The organism is Bradyrhizobium sp. WSM1417 (genome assembly GCF_000515415.1).
In the GTDB taxonomy this organism is placed as follows: Bacteria; Pseudomonadota; Alphaproteobacteria; order Rhizobiales; family Xanthobacteraceae; genus Bradyrhizobium.
On record NZ_KI911783.1, the window covers coordinates 2,513,799 to 2,534,065 of the forward strand.

A 20,267-nucleotide genomic window follows, 5' to 3' on the forward strand; every position below is an offset into this window, starting at 1 on the left:
ATCCCCGGCTTGCCGGAGCAATCACGAGGGAAGAATGACTGGCACCACCGATATCCACGAAATGAAGGCCCGCATCGTCGTGTTTGGTGTCGGCGGCGCCGGCGGCAATGCGGTCAACAACATGATCACGGCCGGGCTGCAAGGGGTCGAGTTCGTGGTCGCCAATACCGACGCGCAGGCGCTGGCCATTTCGAAGGCGAGGCGCCTCATCCAGCTCGGCACAAAGGTGACCGCAGGCCTCGGCGCCGGCTCGCAGCCGGAATTGGGACGCGCCGCAGCCGAGGAGGCAATCGATACGATCCGCGATCATTTGACCGGCGCGCACATGGTCTTCGTGACCGCCGGCATGGGCGGCGGTACCGGCACCGGGGCTGCCCCCATCATCGCCAGGACTGCACGCGAGCTCGGCATCCTCACCATCGGCGTGGTCACCAAGCCATTCTACTTCGAGGGCCAGCGCCGCATGCGCTTTGCCGAAGCCGGCATCGAGGAGTTGCTGAAGACGGTCGACACCCTGCTGATCATCCCGAACCAGAATCTGTTCCGGGTGGCCAGCGAGAAGACCACATTCGCCGATGCCTTCGCCCTCGCCGATCAGGTGCTCTATTCGGGTGTGGCCTGCATCAGCGACCTCATCGTCAAGGAAGGCCTGATCAATCTCGATTTTGCCGACGTTCTCTCCGTGATGCGAGAGAAGGGCAAGGCCATGATGGGAAGGGGCGAGGCATCCGGCGAGAAGCGCGTGCTCGCCGCCGCCGTGGCCGCAATTTCCAATCCATTGATCGAGAATCCTTCGATCAAGCGCGCCAGTGGCCTCATCATCTCCATCACCGGCGGCCGGGATCTCATGCTGTTCGAAGTCGACGAAGCTGCGACCCGCATTCGCGACGAGGCCGACCCGGACGCCAACATCATCGTCGGCGCGTCGTTTGATGAAAGCCTCGAAGGTATCGTCCGCGTCTCAGTGGTGGCGACCGGAATCGATAATCTTGACCCGGCGCAGCAGACGCAACCCGCGGAAAGCCCACTCACGCAGCTCGCCGGCAGGCTGCGCAACGACAGCCGCCGCATCGCCGATCGCATCGAGCGCAGTGCACCCCTTCCGCAAGTGGAAAGCCCGCCTCTCCGCCCGGAAGCGCGACAGCCCGTGGGGCAACCGGCAAGGGCGGCTCCGGAATATGCGCGCCACGCGGCCGACCGGCCGCTCGATCCTTACGGCCGCACCGCTGCGCGCAATGCGCCCGATGAGGCTATTCTCGATATCCCGGCCTTCCTGCGGCGCGCCGCTAACTGAACGGTCGCAGGAGGGGAGTTACGGTCGTCACCTCGGGGCGCGACGAGGTGGCGAGCCCGGGATCCATCGAGGCGGGGTGACTATTGAGCAATGGATTCCGGCTCTCGCGCCAAGAGGGCGCCCCGGAATGACGGAGCCGCTTCCGGCGAAGTTTTGAACAGGCGTTCAAGATTGGGTCTGACGCATACTAGACGACCGATTCCATGAAACCTGCGCCGTGGAGCGGGTTGAATTGGTGGAACGGACGGACTGTTGGCGGATTCCTCGTTTGCGGTCGGCGAAACGAGGAGCTGTATCATGGCAGGATGGCGGCGAGCGGTCGAATTGGCAATGAGTGATGAAGAGCTGTCGACCTTGGCGGCTCTTTCGCGGTCGAGAACTGAGCTGGCGAGCCGGGTATCGCGGGCCCAGATGCTGCTGGCGTATCGGGAAAATCCTTCGTTCTGCGCGGTGGGCCAAAGACTTGGGGTCCATCATCAGACGGTGCAGCGCTGTGTCGAGCGGGCACTGGCCGATGGCCCGCTGGTGGCGCTCGATGATCGTCCGCGACCAGGCAAGGAGCCAACGATCACGCCTGAGGCCAAAGCCTGGCTGGTGTCGCTGGCGTGTGACAAGGCCAAAGACCATGGCTATCCGCATGAGTTGTGGACGACGCGGCTCTTGGCGCGCCATGCGCGCGAACAGGGGCCGGTGGCAGGGCATGCGTGTTTGGCTAATTTGGTCCAGGGAACAGTGTGCAAGATCCTCGGCCAAGAGGAAATCAAGCCGCACAAGGTGAGCTACTACCTTGAAAATCGCGACGCCGAGTTCGAACAGAAGATGGCGGAGGTCCTGTGCGTCTATCGTGAAGTCCAAGTCCTGAAGAGAGCCTCTGCCAAGGGAAAGCGACGGGCAAAGCCGGTGACGGTCGTCTCCTGCGACGAGAAGCCGGGAATCCAGGCCATCGCAACGACAGCGCCGGATTTGCCGCCCAAGCCTGGCGTCCACGCCACCTTTGCGCGCGATCATGAATACAAGCGCCATGGCACGCTCAGCTTGTTGGCTGGGATTGATCTGCTGACTGGCAAGGTCCACGCCCTTGTCAAAGACCGCCACCGCAGTCGAGAGTTCATCGAGTTCCTCAGGCTTGTCGATGCCGCCTATCCGCCCAACACTGCGATCAAATTGATTCTCGACAATCATTCCGCGCACATATCGAGAGAAACCAGAACCTGGCTCGCCACTCGACCGGTTGGACGCTTCGAACTCACCTTCACCCCCAAGCACGGCTCGTGGCTCAATCTCATCGAGGGGTTCTTCTCCAAGTTCGCCCGTTCAGTCCTGCGCCATATCCGGGTGGCCTCAAAACACGAACTCAAGGAGCGCATCATGGCTGGCATCGACGACGTCAATCGCCATCCGGTCATCCACAACTGGTCCTACAAACTCGCCGACGCCGCCTGATATGATTCGAACCAAGAAAACGCTGAACTAGATGACAGCGGCGCGGATCACGCAGTCCCGAGCAATCGCGCTTCGGGAAGGTCGATTTTGGCGCGGCCATACCGGACGCCGAAACGCCCCCGAAGGGGTGTATTTCTTTCTGCTCCTGTGGTTTTAAACAGGAAAGCGGGTCACGATTGCCGCGATTATCATCATCGCCAACAGCGCCGCCCCAAACCAAAGCCACTGCGTACGCCAGTCGTCCGGCTCTAATTCGTTCATTTCCCCTTCGCCTTCAGCCCCAGTTCTGCGATGCAATGGCAGATCCCGCCAGCGCAATACAATTGAGAGCAGCGACGCAAACCGGCATACGCCGGCCGACGGTCTTGATCTGGTACATGGGCAGCCCTCCGCTCCCGATTCAACCGAAACGGGCGAGCAAAGGCAATAGCCTCAAAGGACTCGCCCATCCCAGCTCCGCAGCGCAATTCTGCGCTTAGTGCATTGCCTCAGCGCGGGCGCGAACGATTTCCGAAAGGAGTAGCTTGGCCGTCATTTCCGGCGGTGACCCGCCAACGTGGGTTGCCTTGCTTCCAAATGCAGATTGCACGTACACGATCGAGTTTTGGACGAAATATGTCCCGTGGTGTGCGACACCGTAGAGTATGACTGTGATGGTTCGAACTACAGCAGGCCTTCCCATGTGAAGCCTCGCTCATAAGAGCAGTCCTTATTACTCGCATTAAGTGCATGATTCGGGTGGGCGTAGAAGCCCAAACCAGCTGCCCGTGTCCATCCTTGAGCTGTAACCCGCGACCTGTCGCGACGACGGCGCATGCGACACGTGTTGTCCGGGCTTTGGCCGGGGGGCGTCGTTATGTCCAAGGTCGCAAGGCCCAAAGCGCCGCGCGCCTGTCTCACTGGCAGGTTTCTAGCCCCCGGCTGCCGGGCCGACACTGGCAATGGCCCTAGAAAGCCAATTTAGTGAGCAGCCACCATGGAAAACGTGAGAGGACTGCCAGCGGACTCCACCCGTGCGATTTTGTCCGGACTCGGTATCCAACAGCGGGAGCGCAAGGGCTCTCCGCGATTCTCGCCAGACTCAGGAGAGAGGCCCGTGACGAGATCGGCCGGCTGATCCAATTCCTGGGCGCTAGCGATCCGTACGTCATGACTGAGCTGGGGGGCAGATGCCTCCCGTGTGACGTGGGCGCCAGAGGAGGCACGAGCTCCGTAACAGCCCTTTCGAACGGCCACCGTGAAGTTGCTGTAGAAATGGGGCACATCGAAGTAGCCCGCTCTCAGCATGGTCCTGCTCCAGATCGCGCCGACCACCCGCGGCCCATCGCTCTTGGCTGTGGTGGTGGTCGAGGCTTGAGAGGGACGGCGCGTCGTGTCCGATCAAAGACCCAAACAGCAGGCACCATGTCGCCGATGGCTTCTGTCAACACAGCGCTGTGACAAGAGACAGTATCGCCGTCCGGGTGGTTGAGCGGTGGCCGGATGAGATCGGCAAAAGGATCGCTGTGCCACCACGACCGCGCACTCATGGTTCGTTTTTTTAGGAGTTTAATATGATCAAACTAAATCTCGGCAACCTACCGCCTGACATGATCGAGCCGCCGCAGGATGCGCGCCACGCTCATGGGGTGTTTTACGGTCGGCAGTCATTTGGCGAGTTGTTGGGGACGCGGTCGCGACTAGCCTTTCTTTTGTCGGATTTCGGGCACTAGTTTTCGTTTTTAAAAGGAGAAGTTAAGTGGCTATAGGGACGGTAAAGTGGTTCAACCCGACAAAGGGGTATGGGTTTATCCAACCTGACAACGGCGGCAAGGACGTGTTTGTTCACATCTCGGCTGTTGAAAAGGCCGGTTTCACTTCTCTCGCCGAGGGCGCCAAAGTCAGCTTCGACGTCGTGAACAATCGCGGAAAAGACTCGGCTGAAAATCTACGGATCGGGTGAGCCTTTCAAACGGCGACCCAACTCGGTTGCGCCTGGGCGCCGCTTCGTTATCACCGCTCTGTCCGCATGTAAGGGCTGCGCTCTGAGACCAATCGGGGGCCCCCGTCAGGGAAGCCTCGATCCGGAGTGGGGTCTCTGCGGGGCGCTCAGCCACCACAGCCCATTCAATGATGCCGACTGCGAAAAGGGCTGCGGCTAAAGTCCAAGGATACCGCATCATTGCGTCCTTGTTAGTCTGCCATCAAAGTCCCGATCAGGTTGAGCAGCGCTTGGTGCTCCGGACCTTTGCGCTGCCCCGCAGGGATTTGAGGATTTCAATGTACGACGTCCGTCCTCCACAGCCGGCATTCGGCTGATGCTTCGCGACTGGCGCGCTCGAACGCGGTTGTCGCGCTAAATACCAGATATCGCCATTGCTGCTTTCATACAGGACCAGATCGATCAGAGCGAGCTAATAACGCCCCGCACTATTCGGTTCCTGTTGGGCATCGTGCCGACTTCCGCCCGCCAGAAGATCCTGCGATAGTACCTGCGCCCGAACCGCTTGAGGGTCCGCCAGCACTCAACCCAGTCCCATGTGCTCAATTGGAACCTCTTCCGCAATTGGCGTGTTCATCGCGACAAACAACCCACAGGAGTTGGCGATGAACAGAATGCTTATGTCGCTCGGGACAGCAACCTTGATGGCGATCTCAGTTGCCGGCGCATCTGCGAAAGACAAGCAAAGTGAAACGTTCCTTAAGAAGGCGATCGAGGGCAATTTCGCCGAAGTGAGCATGGGAGAGCTGGCGCAGCAGAACGGTCAAAGCGATGCCATCAAGTCGTTCGGCAGAATGCTTTCCACAGACCACGCTGCGGCCAATCAGAAGGCGTTGAATGCTGCCGAGGGCTTGGGAATGAACCCACCTGGCGGACCCAATGCGAAGCAAAAAGCCGAGTATGACAAGATGTCAAAAATGTCCGGAGCAGGCTTCGACAGAATGTTCGCTACCCACATGGTCGCAGACCACCAGAAGGATATCGCCGAGTACAAGAAGGCATCAAAAAGCAAGGATGCTGCCGGGGAATATGCTTCCGGCCAGATAGATACGTTGCAAAAGCATCTGGACACCGCAAAATCCTTGAAGGCTGGTAATTGATCCGACGCGGAAGGCTCAAGTAGCTCTTCTAGAATTTGGCAAAAAGAACCGAGGCGCCAATTGGCCGGGCGGCTTAGCTTTGCAGCCGCCCAGCGGCGGGTCCCAGCATCCAACGTGGCTCGAGCCTCATCGGGTACCGAGTAGGTAAGACCGTGCACTTCGTTCATCACGAAAGCATCACCATCATCGATGCGATATATGCACGCCGCTCTGCCTCGGTGTTGCCGGCTCGGTTGATCGCTGTGCAACCTTCATAGCCATTAGGACTAGAGGGTGTTCGGCTTCATTTCGCAGATTTTTATGGTGTAGAAGCAGATGGCGGCGGCGTCGTCGGCCCCTCGATTGAAGTCGAACTCGCCGATGGCGGCCCCGCGTTCCTCGTCTTTGATCGCTCCTCGGTTGCCAACTTGGCGTGGTGGCCGGCGGTGAAGGTGAGAAACCGAGAATATAGGGGGTGGTCCAGAAGCCGGGCGGTTGGCCATGAGTGTGCTGGATGCTTGCTATCAGGGGACGAATGGCCAAACCGCTGCTGCGGTAGCGACTTTGCGCGTGAGTGGAAGAGACCGATCATCGAGTACTTTCGTGTCGTTAGTTTGCGGCACTGCCGTCTTGGGTTCGCGGAGCGGGCTACGACCTCGGCGGCGCGCTGCAACTGGGAGCCAGAACGAGGACTCCCTACCGTTCATAGGTGCTGCCGCCCCGTACTGATGCCGTAGAGGGTGGCTGAGCAAGGAAGTCGCGCGAGAATTGTCGCGTTCTTCATATCGGCTCCTGCTGTGATCCCTCGGACAGCAGCGCAGCACCTCCACTATTTCGTGCGCATAACGCGTCCGCGCTATCGATAAACGCCAGGCGGTGGAGCAAGGAACGCTGGCAATCGCCCGCGGCGGCCTGTGACCCGCTGAGCTTTGCACCACGCGAAGCCTACCAGTTCGACTGGAGCCACGAGGTCGTCCTGTTGAGCGGCACCACGGTGATGGTGAAGGCTGCTCACGTCCGGCTCTGCCACAGCCGCATGCTGTTCGTGCGGGCCTATCCGCGGGAGATGCGGGAGATGGTGTTCGATGCCCATGATCGAGCATTCGCGCTGTTCAAGGATATCTGCAGCCGCGGCATCTACGACATGAAGACCGCGGTGGAGACGATCTTTGTCGGCAAGGACCATCGCTACAATCGGCCGCTTCCCGCATGTGCAGCCACGATCTTGTTGATCCGGTTGCCTGCACGCCGGCGTCGGGCTGAGAGAAGGGCTAGGTCGAGAACCAGGTCGGGCTGGTCCGGGAACCCTTCTTCACACCACGCCTGCGGTTCAAAAGCCTGGACGAGCTAAACGCTTGGCTGCTCGGCAAGTGCATCGCCTACGCCAAGGCGCATCACCATCCGGAACTGGCCGATCAGACGATCTGGGAGGTGTTCGAGGCAGAGCGTCTCAAACTCGTTCCTATGCCGGGCGGTTCGACGGCTTCCATGCGGTGATGGCGTCGGTATCGAAGACCTGCCTGATCACAAGGTCCGGCCGATGCAGCGCCAGGCTCTCGCGCGTGACCTCGGCATGCCGAGCTCGACCGCGACATCGTGGCCTCGATCCCTGAGCTCGACATGCAGCCGCTGCGTCAGGCTGTTGAAGGAATGCGACAGGAGCAGGATGTGCATGATTTTGCCTCAACAGATTCTCGGCAATTGCTCGCCCGACAGCCAGTCGACGATCCGCCCGCCGCCGAAGCTCGTGGCCATCTGCACGAAATGATGATCGTCGGCTACGGCCTCGCCGATGTCGGCGGCGTCGCGGCCAAGCGGATGCGCCCGCATCGCGGCCAGCACTGCAGCAGTATTTTCGGGCGCCAAGATCGCGACCAGCTTGCCCTCATTGGCGACATGGAGCGGATCGAGCCCGAGCAGCTCGCACGCTGCCGCGACGCCCGGCTTGACCGGGATCGCCTCCTCGCGAAGATGGAAGCCGAGGTCGGACTGCAGGGCGATCTCGTTCAGCGTGGCGGCAAGCCCGCCGCGGGTGGGATCGCGCATCAGGCGGATGCCGCGGCCGCCCGCTTCGACCATCTTCGCGACGAGATCGTTCAGCGCCGCCGAATCCGAGACGATCTCGGTCTCGAAGGCGAGATTCTGCCGCTTCGACATTATCGCCACGCCGTGATCGCCGAGCGTGCCCGAGATCAGGACGCGATCGCCGACGCGGGCATTCTCCGCCGAGAGATCGAGCCCGTGGGGCACGACCCCGACGCCGGCGGTCGAGATGAACAGGCCGTCGGCCTTGCCGCGCTCGACCACCTTGGTGTCGCCGGTGACGATGTGAACGCCGGCCGTGCGCGCAGCCTCGCCCATCGATTCCGCGATCATCTTGAGGTCGGCGAAGCGGAAGCCTTCCTCGATGATAAAGCTTGCAGAGAGGTAGAGCGGGCGTGCACCGGCCATGGCGATATCGTTGACGGTGCCGTGCACTGCAAGCGAGCCAATGTTGCCGCCGGGGAAGAACAGCGGTGAGACCACATAGCCGTCGGTCGTCATCACCATGCGCCCGGCACCAACGTCGAATGCCGACTGGTCGTTGCCGCGCGCCAGCCATTCATTGCCGAAGGCCTCGTGGAACAGACCCGAGATCAACTGCGCCATGGCCCGGCCGCCCGAGCCGTGGGACAGGTCGACGCAGCCGTTCCTGATGTCGAGCTTGCGCTGGTAGGCCTTCATGACACGCGCCTTTGCTGGTGGTCGCGGAAGCGGCCATAGGTCCAGTGTGCGGCGCAGCCGCCTTCGGAGGAGACCATGCAGGAGCCCATGGGCGTCTCCGGCGTGCAGACGGTGCCGAACAGCTTGCAGTCGACCGGCTTCTTCACGCCGCGCAGGATGGCGCCGCATTCGCAGGCGGGATTGTCGTCGACGCGCAGCTCGTGCATGTCGCAGCGCAACTCGGCGTCGTATATGGCGTAAGCGCGCTTCAGCTTCAGCCCGCTATAGGGAACCTGTCCGAGCCCCCGCCATTCGAACTGATCGCGCAGCTCGAATATGTCGGAGACCTCCTCCTTGGCGCGCAGATTGCCGTCGCGGTTCACCGCGCGGCTGTACTGGTTCTCGACCTCGTGCCTATCCTCGTTGACCTGCCGCACCAGCATCAGGATCGCCTGCATCATGTCGAGCGGCTCGAAGCCCGCGATCACCACGGGCTTGCCGAACTCCTCGGCAAAGAACTCGTAAGGGGCCGTGCCGATGATAGTCGAGACATGGGCCGGCCCGACGAAACCGTCGATCTCGATCCGGCCGATGTTGCGGATGTCGGGACTTTCCAGGATGTTCTGCATCGCCGGCGGCGTCAGCACGTGGTTGCAGAACACGGTGACGTTTTCGAGCTGCTTCTTCTGCGCCAGCCGGATCATGACTGCAGTCGGCGGCGTCGTGGTCTCGAAGCCGATGGCGAAGAACACGACCTCGCGTCCGGCATTGTCCTGAGCGATCCGGATCGCGTCGATGGTGGAATAGACCATGCGGATGTCGGCGCCGCGCGCCTTCGCCTTCAACAGCGATGCGCCCTGCGAGCCGGGAACGCGCATCAGGTCGCCATAGACGCACAGGATGACGTCCGGCCGCTCGGCGAGCCGGATCGCCATGTCGATGCGTCCGGCCGGCAGCACGCACACCGGACAGCCGGGGCCGTGGATCATCCGCACGTTCTTCGGCAGCATGTCCTCGAGGCCGTAACGCGAGATCGCGTGGGTATGGCCGCCGCAGAATTCCATGAAGCGATAGAGCTTTTGCGGATCGGCTTCCGCGCGGATCGCTTTCGCAAGCCCGAGCGCGATCTCCTTGTCGCGAAACTCGTCGGCATATTTCATGACGCGGCTCCCTGCCCCTCGGCGCTAAGCTCGCGCTGCAGCTCGAGCGTCCGCATTGCCTCCTCCGGATCGATCTTCGTCAGGGCATAGCCGACATGGATGATCACATAGTCGCCGACGGCGAGATTCTCGATCAAGGCGACCGATATCTCCTTGCGGACGCCGTCGATCGAGACGATCGCCATCTCGTCGGGCAGGAGCTTCGTGACCTCAGCAGGTATCGCGAGACACATCAGGCGGTCCTTCCAGGCCGTACTGTTCGAGTTGGAGCGCGGCGATCCAGGCCTGGCCGAGGCTGAGACCGCCGTCATTGGGCGGCACTTGCCGCGGCAGCAGCGGCAAGAGACCGACGGCGATACAGCCGCGCTCGATCTCGCAACTGAGGATCGCGTTGAGAAAGCAGCCGCCGCTCAGGGCGACGGTCGTGACGCCGGTCTCGCGCGCCGCACGAGCGATCCAGTCGACGCAGGCAGCGGCGAACGTGCCATGGAACAGCCCGGCCCCCTCGACCGGATCGATGCCCTCGGCCGCAAGGCGCCCAAGCAACGGAAACAGGGACAGCACCCCATCCTTGATCGTCCAGCCGTGTTTCATTGAACGCGGCGCGCGAACCCGCGCCTCCAGTTTCATCGCGGCTTCGCCCTCATAGCTCTGCACCTGGCAAAGACCGAGCAGCCCCGCCGCCGCGTCGAACAGCCGGCCAGCGCTGGTCGTCACCGGTACGCCCGGCTGGTCGAGCAAGGCATGGAGACGCGTAGCCTGCGGCTGCGCCGCAAACCGGGTCGCGATCGCGTTGCCGCGGGCCAGGCCGTGCAATGCGCTCGCAGCCATGCGCCACGGCTCGCGCGCGGCGCGATCGCCGCCCGCCATCTTCATCGGCGCCAGATGGCCGAGCCGCCGGAACTGCGCGCCCCCGCACAGCAGGAGCTCGCCCCCCCAATTGCCGCCGTCGCTGCCCTGGCCGAAGCCGTCGAGCACCAGCGCCAACGCAGATCCCGCGCGGCCATGCTCCGCCATCACGGAGGCGGCATGGGCATGATGGTGCTGGACTGCGATCAGCCGCCGCCCGCTCGCTTCGGCGAGGCGGGTCGAGGCTATGTTCGGGTGCAGATCATGGGCAATAACCGCCGGCTCGACGTCCAGCGTCGACAGCAGGTGGCCGATGGTTTCCTCGAAGACACGGACGCCTTCGGCGGTGTCGAGGTCGCCGACGTGCTGGGAAACGAAGGCCTCGCTGCCGCGCGTGACCGTCACGGTCGACTTCAACGCGCCGCCGACCGCAAGGATCGGCGGCACCGGTCGCGCCAGCCGAACCGGCTCCGGCACGTAGCCGCGGGCACGGCGGATGAACTGCGTCCGGCCGGCGACGACGGCCGCCACGGAATCGTCGGCGTGGGTGACGATGTCGCGATCATGGCTGACGATGAGGTCGGCGATGCCGGCAAGGCGCAGCTCGGCCTCGCGATTGTCGATCAGAAGCGGCTCGCCGCCGGGATTGGCGCTGGTGGCGACGATCGCCCAGCTCTCGCCGGCGACCGGATGCGCCGCATCCAGCGCCTCGAAGATCAAATGAAGGAGCGGAGTGACCGGTAGCGCGATGCCGATCCGCGCCAGCTCCGGCGCGATCGCCGGCGAGAGCCGATGGCGCGATGTCAACAGCACGATCGGCCGCGGCGACGTCTCGAGCAAGGCGAGCTCGGCAGCATCGGCGTCGGCGATGCCGGCGACCGCGTCCACCGAGCCGACCATGACGGCAAACGGCTTCTGGTCGCGCCGCTTGCGCTGGCGCAGGCGCTGCACGGCCGCCTCGTCCCGGGCATCACAGACGAGCTGATAACCGCCGAGCCCCTTGACTGCGACGATCTTGCCTGCGGCGATCGCGGCAGCGATGTCCTCGATACCGTGGCTGAGCCGCGGGCCGCATTGCGGGCAGGCGATCGCTTCGGCATGGAAGCGGCGGCTGTCGGGATCGGCATAGTCGCCCGCACAGGCCTTGCACATCGCAAAGCGCTTCATGGCCGTGGTCGCGCGGTCGTAAGGAAGCCGCTCGGCAATGGTATAGCGCGGACCGCAATGGGTGCAGTTGACGAAGGGGTAGCGATAGAACCGGCTGGCTGGATCGAACAGCTCGCTCAGGCATTTTGGACAGGTCGCGGCATCGGCGACGATACGTGTCGACACCTTGCCCTGGTCGCTCGCGCGGATATAAAACCCCTCGCTCGCCACCGCCCCGACCGGCTGCACCGAGATCTCGTCGATCCGGGCGAGCGGCGGCTTTTCCAGCGGCAGTGCCCTGACGAAGTCTGACGCGCGCTCGCCCTCGACCTCGATGACGACGCCATGGGGATCGTTGGCGACGAAGCCGCCGAGGCGATAGCGCGTGGCGAGGCCGTAGACATAGGGGCGAAAGCCGACGCCCTGTACCGCGCCGCGCACGTGCAGGCGCAGCCGCCGTCCATCCCCCGCCGTGGCCTCGCCGCCCATCGTCACTCCGCCGCCGTCATCGCGGCAGGCGTCGGCGCCGGCATCCGCTTGCGGATCCAGGCAAAGAACGCCGCAAAGCCTTCGCCGGTGCGCGCCGACACCGTCAGGACCTCGATCTTCGGGTTGACCCGGCGCGCATAATCGATGGTCTTCGCCATATCGAAATCGAGCACGGGCGCGAGATCGATCTTGTTGACCAGCATCAGCGACGACGCTGCGAACATGTCGGGGTATTTCAGCGGCTTGTCCTCGCCCTCGGTGGTCGAGAACACCACGATCTTGCAGGCCTCGCCGAGATCGAACGCCGCCGGGCAAACCAGGTTGCCGACATTCTCGATGAAGAGCAGGCCGCCGTTCAGCCAGGGCAGCCGGTCATAGGCCTCGCCGACCATGGCGGCGTCGAGGTGACAGCCCTTGCCGGTATTGACCTGGATCGCCGGCACGCCGGTCGCGCGAATGCGCTCGGCATCATTCGAGGTCTGCTGGTCGCCTTCGATCACGCCGATCGCAAAGCTTGCCTTCAGCTCGGACACGGCGCGGACCAGCAGCGAGGTCTTGCCGGCGCCGGGGCTGGAGACCAGGTTGAAAGCGAGCACGCCGTCGGCCGCGAAGCGGGCGCGGTTGTCGGCCGCAAGTCGGTCGTTCTTGCCGAGGATGTCGCGCTCGACCTGGATGATGCGGTCGCTGCTCATACCGGCGATCTTCTGGCCAGCGGGATTGGCGCCGGAGTCGAGCAGCCCGGCCTCATCGGGGGCGTGGTCGTAGGCACCACCGTGGTGATGGTGGTGACCGTGATCGTGGCCATCACCGCGGTGATGATGATGGTGCCTGCCGTGCTCATGGCCATCGCCGTGATCATGATGATGACCATGCGCATCTTCGATCGATGCCTTGCCGTCGCTGCAGCCGCAGACCGTACACATCAATCGACCTCCAATTCCCTTACGCGCATCTCTTCGCCGCCCGTCATCTGCACTTGGTAGCCGCCGCAGGACGGGCACGGCTCGTAACGCTGCCCGATCTCAACGGTTTTGGAACAGGCCATGCACCAAGCCGTGCCCGGCGTCTCGACGATCTCGAGCCGCGCGCCTTGCGCGATGGTCCGCGCGGCCACGGCCTCGAAGCAGAATTTCAGCGCCTCCGGCGCGACATGGCTCAGCGCACCGATCTCCAGACAGACGACGTTCACCTTGGTAAAAGCGCGCTTGCACGCTTCCTCCTCGACAATACCGACGATGCCTTCGCACAGCGCCATCTCATGCATGGCCGGCCTCGCGAAATCGCAGGCTGAAGCCGACGCAGGGATCGAAGGAGCCGACCAGCGCGCGAACCGCTTCCTGTCCCTGCCGGCCGGTCGCGAGCGTAGCGCCCTTGAGGCTCCTGACCAGCGGTCCGCGGGCGTGAAAATTCCACTCGGTCGGTGCCAGGAACTCGAAGTTGACGACGCGATCCTCGTCGTCCAGTGCGACGGCGTGATGGAGGCGCCCGCGTGCGCATTCGACCGCGGCTGCTCCCTTGCCCGCGCCGAGCCGGTAGCTCGCGACGACGCCTTCATCGAGATCCGCATCGCCACGATCGAGCCAGGCGCTGAGCCGCGCGACCTCGGCGATCCGCGCCTTCAGACGCGCGGCGGAGCCCGCTTCCGCCGCCGAGACCGCTTCACGGCGTGCCCTGCGCGCCCAGACGCCGGTTTCCGGAATGCGGCCGCAGAGGTCCGGCGCATCGGAATAGGCCGCACCGTCCGCCAGCAAACGCGTGACGATGTCTAAATCGTCCGCCACCGTCAGGAAGGATGGATCGCCCTTCGGCTCTGACACCAGCTTGCCGTGGCATCCCGCGACGGAGGCGGCGAGCGGGCTGCTCGGCGCGGGCGTCTCGTCTTCTTCGCCGGCGATCCCGATCGCGCCGAGCGCGGCCTTGATCTGCACCACCGCGTCGCGACGCAAGGCCGGCGGGACGCTCTCGTCCGCGCCCCTAAGCAGCGCGCTTGCCTGCATTACGGCGCGCACCGCCGGAGCGTTTGTGCCGCCGAGCGCGAGCCGTCCGACGAACAGGCCGCGCAGCAGTTCGGTCAGCCGCTCGACGACGACTGCGGTGACGCGGCGCCGCACCGTTGCGGGAGCCGCCTCCCGCCCTTGCGCGGCTTCCACCGCCGACTGGAACGCCACGTGATGGGCGATCGAGCACAGCGAGAACAAACGCGGCAGCACCGGAAGCAGCGAAGCCGCGGGCTTTCCCGCAAACAGCCGCGTCAGCGGCGGCCGGTTGCGCGGCTTGATCGCGACGTCGGCGATCGTGGCGCCGGACAACAGCACCGTAATATCGATCTCGTTGCGGAACGAGAGACTCATCCAAGCCGCTCCGTCAAGGCACCCCGCAGGAAGTTACGCCGATCGATCGGGCTTGTCGCGGGCTCGCGGCGGCGAACCGTCTCCTCGCTGTCCGCCGGCAGCATCAGTTCGGCAAGCGCGGCTTCGGCCGTCGCTCGCGCGGCATCCATGTCGGCGACTTGGAACATCGGCGAGAACAGCGAGCAGCTCGCGATCCGGCCGATCCGGGCGACCTCGCTGAGGGTGAATTCGATATCGCCCGCGGGAAAACGCATTCGCACGGTCGCGCCCGAGGTGGCTGACGTCACCGCGCCCGCCGGCATCGCCACGTTCAAGAACCACGGCGTGACCATGATGCCGACGATCGTGCCGTTGAAGGGGCGGAAACCGACCGCCTCAACGCCGAGCGCATCGTTGTAGATGGGTAGATCGCGCATCGCGCGCTCGCCGATCTCCCGGTAGCTTGCGGCCAGAAGCTCGCCCCACGCCGCGGCGTCGGCGTCGCCGGCAGGACCTGACGCACTCGCTGGCGCGCTGCCTGTCATGTTTCGATCGCCATGAACTTGGATTTTGGCGCGTCGCAATTCGGGCAGTGCCACTCCTCCGGCAGCGCCGCGAACGGCGTGCCCGGCGCGATCTGCGCTACCTCATCGCCATCCGCCGGATCGTAGACGATCCAGCAGATGCCGCATTCCAGCCGCGTGACGTCGGCGACGTCCTGGCGCACGCCAAAATTCTCGAAGGCGCTCATTTGAAGTAGGCCTCGATGATTTCCCGCAGCCGCTCGGCGGAATCCTCGAAATCCTCGTCCGCTGCCAGCGCAACCGTCGGCACGCCGCCGACTTCGAGCGTATCGAGAATGATTGTGTCGATGGCGTTGAAGAACTGCACCGACCAGACATTGCGGATGCCGGTGGAGAGCACCCGGCAGGTGCCATAGCCGCGCGACACCAGCTGAATCGGTCCGTTCCGGATCGTGTCCTGCAGGAAGCTCATGTCGACCGGGCTCATCGGCAGCAGCGTGAAGTTGATGATCTGCGAGCGAATGCCGGGCCGCCAAGCCTGTGCCCGCTCGCGGATTTCGGCGAGCACCGGCAACACGTTCATGGCGCCCGCCGGCACCTGCCCGATTTCGAAATCGGCGGATGTCAGGTCGGCAGCCGCACGCTTGACGATCTCGGGAACCGCGCCGATCTCGAGATATTCGGAAGTGGCGTCGGTCTCGAGCCGCACACGCCAAATTCCCGCCAGCACCGATTCCTGGATCTGCGCCAGCGATCCGTCCGGCAGCGCGACGACGCCGGCGACCTCGCCTCGGCCGAGCACGTCGGCCACCAGCTTGCTCTCGAGATCGTTGAAATTAGCCAGCCGAAACAGTGTTGTCGGCGCGTTCGCCTTTTTGTCCGCGATGGCATCCGCGATCCTCGAGAGCAGCGCGACCGCGTTCGGGCAGCTCTTTGCAAGCTCCGCACTGTCGAGCGTTGCAAGCTTTGCGAGCGCGCCGGCCGCCGTCAGGCTGCCCTCCGCTGCATTGAGACTCTCTTCGCCGATCGGAAACACGTTGACTGGTTGCTCGGCGCCTTCGGGCGCATCCCAGAAGCTGGCCTTCATAGCCCGACCTCTTGTGCGCGATGCTGGGGAACGATGGTGACGGCGACTGCGGCGCCTTGCCCGCGGGGCCGGTCGATCAGCTTGGTAATGCGGTCGGCATAGACCGACCAGTCCTGGATCTTGGCGATCAACCCCAGCGTCTTGCCGTTGGCGACGAAGATCAGCGTCGGCTGCACCCGCACCTCGAAGCGTTCGCCGAGCGCACGCTCAGCGTCGCGTGCGATGATCGCACCGCGCAGCCGATTGCCGAACGCTGCGATAAGCTCGGGCAGCACCACGGCGACATCGATTGCCTCCGGAAACCGGTTGGGATCGCCCGCCGACAGCAGCACCGCGACCGCACCGGCCTCGTCCGCTCTGCCAAGAAAAAGATCGACCGTCGCAGCATCGACCTCGGGCAGACCACTCCGCGCCAGATCATGCTTTCCCACCTGGAATTCCATCGAACCTCTCCTGACAAGCTTGTGGTTTTGCCGAACTAGAGGTCAGCAAGCCACGTGCCAGGATCGGTTATCACATGTCCGGATTTATCCCATTGATCCAGATCATGTATTTCTTGGCGGCGACTGTAAGCCAAGCTTCAATGGAAAGATACTTGCCGTATCTTTGCAGGTAGAAATCGACCTTCCAGGCACACAGCGGCCGCCGAGGCCGGCCGGTCACTGATGTCGTCAACGCATCAAACGGGAGAAGCAGCGGCGATCCTAGTCGGACCGCAGGTGCTCGGGTAGTTGCGGCTCGCGGTCGATGAGGTCTGCGAAGAAGCGGTCGCAATCCTCGCCGTCGAGCGCCGCGCTGAGACCTTCGATCGCATTCGCGATCAGGCGTGCCTCGTCCTGGTCCAGCAGCCGGATCGCGGTATCGATATAGACCAGCACCTTGGCGCCGACCGGAGGTTTCGAGAGCAGCAGCACAGAGACGCGGCGCTGCTCGCCGCGATACGCGCACAGCGCCGAGATCCCGTTGGTCTCGACAATCGTCATGGGCAGGCCGAGGCACATGGGCAAATCTCCGGCAGTGTGGCCGATCAGGCCGGCCGCGTCTCGTAATGGAGATGATCAATGTCATTGGCGAGCAGCCGCTCGATATCTGGCAATGGCTCGGCGCGTTGGCTCACCGTGAGGCCCCATTCGGCCAGGATGGCGCAAGCGAGATTGATCGCCGGCGCGATCTGGTCGCGCACCGGCGGCGTCAGCGGCCCACCCCAGTCTTCGAGATCGAGCGGCTGGCAGCCGATCAGCACCAGATGTTTCGGGCAACGGCCGAGCAGGTCGGCCGCGCTGATGACTTCCTGGAAACCGGTCTGGTGCAGGCTCATCTTCTTGGCGCCGGTGAAACGCGGCACCTCGTCGTCACGCACAAGCTTCAATTGGCCGGGCTCGAGGCCATAGTCGATCGCGTCGAACACGATCAGGCGGTCCGCCTCTTCCAGATAGTTGACGAGATAGAGTCCCTGCGTGCCGCCATCGAGGATGGTGACGTTGTCGGGCACGGCGTAGCGGCGGTGAAATTCCTCCACTGCGCGCACGCCAAACCCTTCGTCGGCCCACAGGATATTGCCGATGCCGAGCACCAGGATGCGATCGTCTTGCGAGAATGTCGGCTTCACTTGGCGTTCCCGTCTCAGTCGCGGAATTGCCGTTCGCCGGAGATCATCGAGGAGATGATGCTCTGGCGCGACATGATGTCTTCGCGGATCGCGGTGTAGATGTGCACCATCACGAACACGACCAGCGCCCACATCCCGAGATGATGCCAGGTGTGAACGTCCTGGCTGTTCGGCCAGATCGCAAACACCCAGCCGAACAGCTTGTGCTGCCAGCTGTCGATGCCCTGACCTTCCGAATAGAGCGCAAACCCGGTGATGATCATGAAGGCCACGAACAGCGTGAATCCCGTGAACATCGCAATCTGCGCCAGAGGATTATGGCCGACATACATCTTGGGCTCGCGCTCCAGGAACGCGTACCAGCGGATTTCATGCAGCACTTCTTTCCAGAACTGCCTGCGATGCACCGGCAGATAGAAAATCTGCCGGGAGTGGTGGTTGCCGACGAAGGCCCAGAGGATGCGGGCGAGGAAGAACACCGCCAGCACCTGCCCCGCCGCGAAATGGGCAAACCGGATGTAGCCCATCACGAAGTTGTCGGACGCCTCGCCCGCGACCGTCGGCAACGGCGTTCCGATCAGATAGCCGGTCACCATAAGCACGATAATCGAGAACGCGTTCACCCAGTGACAGATCCGTACCGGCGCTTCGTAGACATAGACGCTGGGACGACCCACCGCACGTTCTCCGGAAGCATCGGCTGCGATCGCCGCGAGGTCGGGCCTGGCGTCCGAGGCGGGAGCAACTGCATCCATCATGATCCTCTCCTACCTGACCTTGACCTTGGCGAGCTCCTGGCCGTCCGGGCTCATGACGTGCGTCGAACAGGCCAGGCACGGATCGAAGGAATGGATGGTGCGCAGGATCTCTAGCGGCTGCTCGGGATTGACCATCGGCGTGTTCATCAGCGACGCCTCGAAGGCGCCAATATTTCCCTTGGGGTCGCGCGGCGAGCCGTTCCAGGTCGTCGGCACCACGCACTGGTAGTTGTCGATCTTGGTGTCCTTGATCTTGACCCAGTGCGCGAGCGCGCCGCGCGGCGCCTCGGTGAAGCCGACTCCCTTGGCCTCCTTCGGCCAGCTCTCCGGCTTCCACTTGTCGACATTGGCGGTCGAGCTATCGCCGGCCTTGATGCTGGCGACGAGCTTGTCCTGGAAGTAGCGCATCTGGCGTCCGGCCCAGACGGATTCGAGCGCACGCGCCGCCGTGCGGCCGAGCGTCGAGAACAGCGCCGACATCGGCAGGTTCAGATCCCGAAGGAACTTGTCGACCGGATCCTTGAACTCCGCCTTGTTCTGCGCGTAGCCGACGACCCAGCGCGCCAGCGGGCCGACCTCCATGGCGTGACCGCGCCAGCGCGGCGCCTTGATCCAGGAGTACTTGCCGCTTTCGTCGAGCTGCTCAATCGCCGTCTTGGTGCCCTTCGCGTTGGGTCCCAGCACGTAATTCGGCTCGGTGACGCCGTCCCAGGGATGAAGTCCCTTGGTCTCGTCGGGATATTTGTACCAGGAGTGCACCACGAACTCCTGGATCTCGTCGGGATTGGCGTGGTCGACCGGAAGCACCTCGGACAGGTTGCCGTTGATAATGGCGCCGCGCGGCAGCTTCAGGCTCTTGGCGGAATAGTCGTTGGCATGTTCTGGCACATCGCCATACGAGAGTACGCTCTGGCTCGAAAGGCCGCCGCCATAGAGCCAATCCTTGTAGAATGAGCCGATCGCCGCCACGTCGGGGAGATAGACCATTTCGTTGAACTCGATCAGACGGTCGATGATCGAGGAGATCAGGTTCAGCCGTTCCATGTTGACGGCGCCGACAGCGCCGGTGCCGTCGACATTGATCGGACAGGGCACGCCGCCGACGAGCCAGTTAGGATGCGGGTTCTTGCCGCCGAAGATGGTGTGAATCTTGACGATCTCCTTCTGGAAATCGAGCGCCTCCAGATAATGCGCCACCGCCATCAGATTGGCTTCGGGCGGCAGCCTGTACGCCTTGCTGCCCCAATAGCCATTCTTGAACGGACCGAGCTGTCCGGACTCGACGAACTTCTTCAGCCGGGTCTGCAGATCCTTGAAGTAGCCGGGCGACGACAGCGGCCAGCTCGAGATCGACTGCGCTAGCGTCGAGGTCGCCCGCGGATCGGCCGAGAGCGCGGAGACCACGTCGACCCAGTCCAGCGCGTGAAGGTGATAAAAATGGACGACGTGGTCGTGCACCTGCAGGGCAAGCTGCATCAGGTTGCGGATCGAATTGGCGTTCTGCGGGATGGTGATCCCGAGCGCGTTCTCGACCGCGCGCACCGAGGTCAGCGCGTGCGTGCCGGTGCAGACGCCGCAGATCCGTTCGGTGAACGCCCAGGCGTCGCGCGGATCGCGGTTCTTCAGGATCACCTCGATGCCGCGCCACATCGTGCCAGTGGAGACCGCGTTGCGGATGACGTTGTCGGCGTCGACATTGACCTCGACCCGCATGTGACCTTCGATACGTGTCACGGGGTCCACGACGATGCGCTTGCCGGAATTGTCGAGATTGAAGCCGTTGGGAGACTGGATACCCATGATTGTCCTGCCCTG

General features: G+C 63.4%; 21 protein-coding genes. 5 read left to right on the plus strand and 16 right to left on the minus strand.

The window, feature by feature from the left end:
- Positions 1–34 precede the first annotated feature (34 nt).
- The 5 genes from ftsZ to BRA1417_RS45575 all read left to right on the plus strand — a co-directional run bounded on the left by ftsZ (position 35) and on the right by BRA1417_RS45575 (position 7,148).
- Complete coding sequence (gene ftsZ, locus BRA1417_RS0112010; protein WP_027515984.1) at positions 35–1,294, plus strand: cell division protein FtsZ; 1,260 nt, start codon at positions 35–37, stop codon at positions 1,292–1,294.
- A 297-nt stretch (positions 1,295–1,591) separates the two neighbouring features.
- A complete protein-coding gene (locus BRA1417_RS0112015; protein ID WP_027515928.1) occupies positions 1,592–2,737 on the plus strand; it encodes an IS630 family transposase in 1,146 nt (381 codons plus the stop codon).
- Between the two features lie 1,738 nt (positions 2,738–4,475).
- A complete protein-coding gene (locus BRA1417_RS0112035) occupies positions 4,476–4,679 on the plus strand; it encodes a cold-shock protein (RefSeq protein ID WP_027515986.1) in 204 nt (67 codons plus the stop codon).
- A gap of 644 nt (positions 4,680–5,323) precedes the next feature.
- Positions 5,324–5,818, plus strand: coding sequence for a DUF4142 domain-containing protein (locus BRA1417_RS0112040; protein ID WP_027515987.1), 495 nt, complete (start codon positions 5,324–5,326; stop codon positions 5,816–5,818).
- Between the two features lie 958 nt (positions 5,819–6,776).
- Entirely contained in the window at positions 6,777–7,148 is a 372-nt protein-coding gene (locus tag BRA1417_RS45575; protein WP_245286206.1) for a hypothetical protein, read from the plus strand.
- Between the two features lie 173 nt (positions 7,149–7,321).
- On the opposite strand, the gene BRA1417_RS44745 is transcribed toward BRA1417_RS45575, so the two are convergent.
- The 16 genes from BRA1417_RS44745 to BRA1417_RS0112125 form a co-directional block, all read right to left on the minus strand.
- Entirely contained in the window at positions 7,322–7,471 is a 150-nt protein-coding gene (locus BRA1417_RS44745; RefSeq protein WP_198034939.1) for a hypothetical protein, read from the minus strand.
- Positions 7,472–7,480: 9 nt separating this feature from the next.
- Complete coding sequence (gene hypE / locus BRA1417_RS0112055; RefSeq protein WP_027515988.1) at positions 7,481–8,521, minus strand: hydrogenase expression/formation protein HypE; 1,041 nt, start codon at positions 8,519–8,521, stop codon at positions 7,481–7,483.
- A complete protein-coding gene (gene hypD, locus BRA1417_RS0112060; protein WP_027515989.1) occupies positions 8,518–9,660 on the minus strand; it encodes a hydrogenase formation protein HypD in 1,143 nt (380 codons plus the stop codon). The genes hypE and hypD overlap by 4 nt, the downstream gene beginning before the upstream one ends.
- Positions 9,657–9,893, minus strand: coding sequence for a HypC/HybG/HupF family hydrogenase formation chaperone (locus BRA1417_RS0112065; protein ID WP_027515990.1), 237 nt, complete (start codon positions 9,891–9,893; stop codon positions 9,657–9,659). Before BRA1417_RS0112065 ends, hypD begins: the two co-directional genes overlap by 4 nt.
- The gene (gene hypF, locus BRA1417_RS0112070) at positions 9,871–12,144 is read right to left on the minus strand and encodes a carbamoyltransferase HypF (RefSeq protein WP_027515991.1); all 2,274 of its coding nucleotides are present in this window, start codon (positions 12,142–12,144) and stop codon (positions 9,871–9,873) included. The genes BRA1417_RS0112065 and hypF overlap by 23 nt, the downstream gene beginning before the upstream one ends.
- Positions 12,145–12,146: 2 nt before the next feature.
- Entirely contained in the window at positions 12,147–13,067 is a 921-nt protein-coding gene (gene hypB / locus BRA1417_RS0112075; protein ID WP_027515992.1) for a hydrogenase nickel incorporation protein HypB, read from the minus strand.
- Entirely contained in the window at positions 13,067–13,408 is a 342-nt protein-coding gene (gene hypA, locus BRA1417_RS0112080) for a hydrogenase maturation nickel metallochaperone HypA (protein WP_027515993.1), read from the minus strand. The genes hypB and hypA overlap by 1 nt, the downstream gene beginning before the upstream one ends.
- Complete coding sequence (locus tag BRA1417_RS0112085; protein WP_027515994.1) at positions 13,401–14,495, minus strand: nickel-dependent hydrogenase large subunit; 1,095 nt, start codon at positions 14,493–14,495, stop codon at positions 13,401–13,403. Before BRA1417_RS0112085 ends, hypA begins: the two co-directional genes overlap by 8 nt.
- The gene (gene hybE / locus BRA1417_RS0112090) at positions 14,492–15,019 is read right to left on the minus strand and encodes a [NiFe]-hydrogenase assembly chaperone HybE (protein ID WP_027515995.1); all 528 of its coding nucleotides are present in this window, start codon (positions 15,017–15,019) and stop codon (positions 14,492–14,494) included. The genes BRA1417_RS0112085 and hybE overlap by 4 nt, the downstream gene beginning before the upstream one ends.
- A complete protein-coding gene (locus BRA1417_RS0112095; RefSeq protein ID WP_027515996.1) occupies positions 15,016–15,225 on the minus strand; it encodes a rubredoxin in 210 nt (69 codons plus the stop codon). Before BRA1417_RS0112095 ends, hybE begins: the two co-directional genes overlap by 4 nt.
- A complete protein-coding gene (locus BRA1417_RS0112100) occupies positions 15,222–16,085 on the minus strand; it encodes a hydrogenase expression/formation protein (protein WP_027515997.1) in 864 nt (287 codons plus the stop codon). The genes BRA1417_RS0112095 and BRA1417_RS0112100 overlap by 4 nt, the downstream gene beginning before the upstream one ends.
- Positions 16,082–16,528, minus strand: coding sequence for a hydrogenase accessory protein (locus tag BRA1417_RS0112105; protein WP_027515998.1), 447 nt, complete (start codon positions 16,526–16,528; stop codon positions 16,082–16,084). The genes BRA1417_RS0112100 and BRA1417_RS0112105 overlap by 4 nt, the downstream gene beginning before the upstream one ends.
- 261 nt (positions 16,529–16,789) lie before the next feature.
- Positions 16,790–17,086: a HypC/HybG/HupF family hydrogenase formation chaperone gene (locus BRA1417_RS0112110; protein ID WP_027515999.1), complete on the minus strand. Its 297-nt coding sequence runs from the start codon at positions 17,084–17,086 to the stop codon at positions 16,790–16,792.
- Positions 17,087–17,112: 26 nt separating this feature from the next.
- On the minus strand, positions 17,113–17,694 hold the full coding sequence (locus BRA1417_RS0112115) for a HyaD/HybD family hydrogenase maturation endopeptidase (RefSeq protein ID WP_027516000.1): 582 nt from the start codon (positions 17,692–17,694) through the stop codon (positions 17,113–17,115).
- A gap of 14 nt (positions 17,695–17,708) precedes the next feature.
- Positions 17,709–18,452, minus strand: a complete 744-nt coding sequence (cybH, locus tag BRA1417_RS0112120; protein WP_027516001.1) for a Ni/Fe-hydrogenase, b-type cytochrome subunit — start codon at positions 18,450–18,452, stop codon at positions 17,709–17,711.
- A gap of 9 nt (positions 18,453–18,461) precedes the next feature.
- The gene (locus BRA1417_RS0112125; RefSeq protein WP_027516002.1) at positions 18,462–20,252 is read right to left on the minus strand and encodes a nickel-dependent hydrogenase large subunit; all 1,791 of its coding nucleotides are present in this window, start codon (positions 20,250–20,252) and stop codon (positions 18,462–18,464) included.
- Positions 20,253–20,267: the final 15 nt, after the last annotated feature.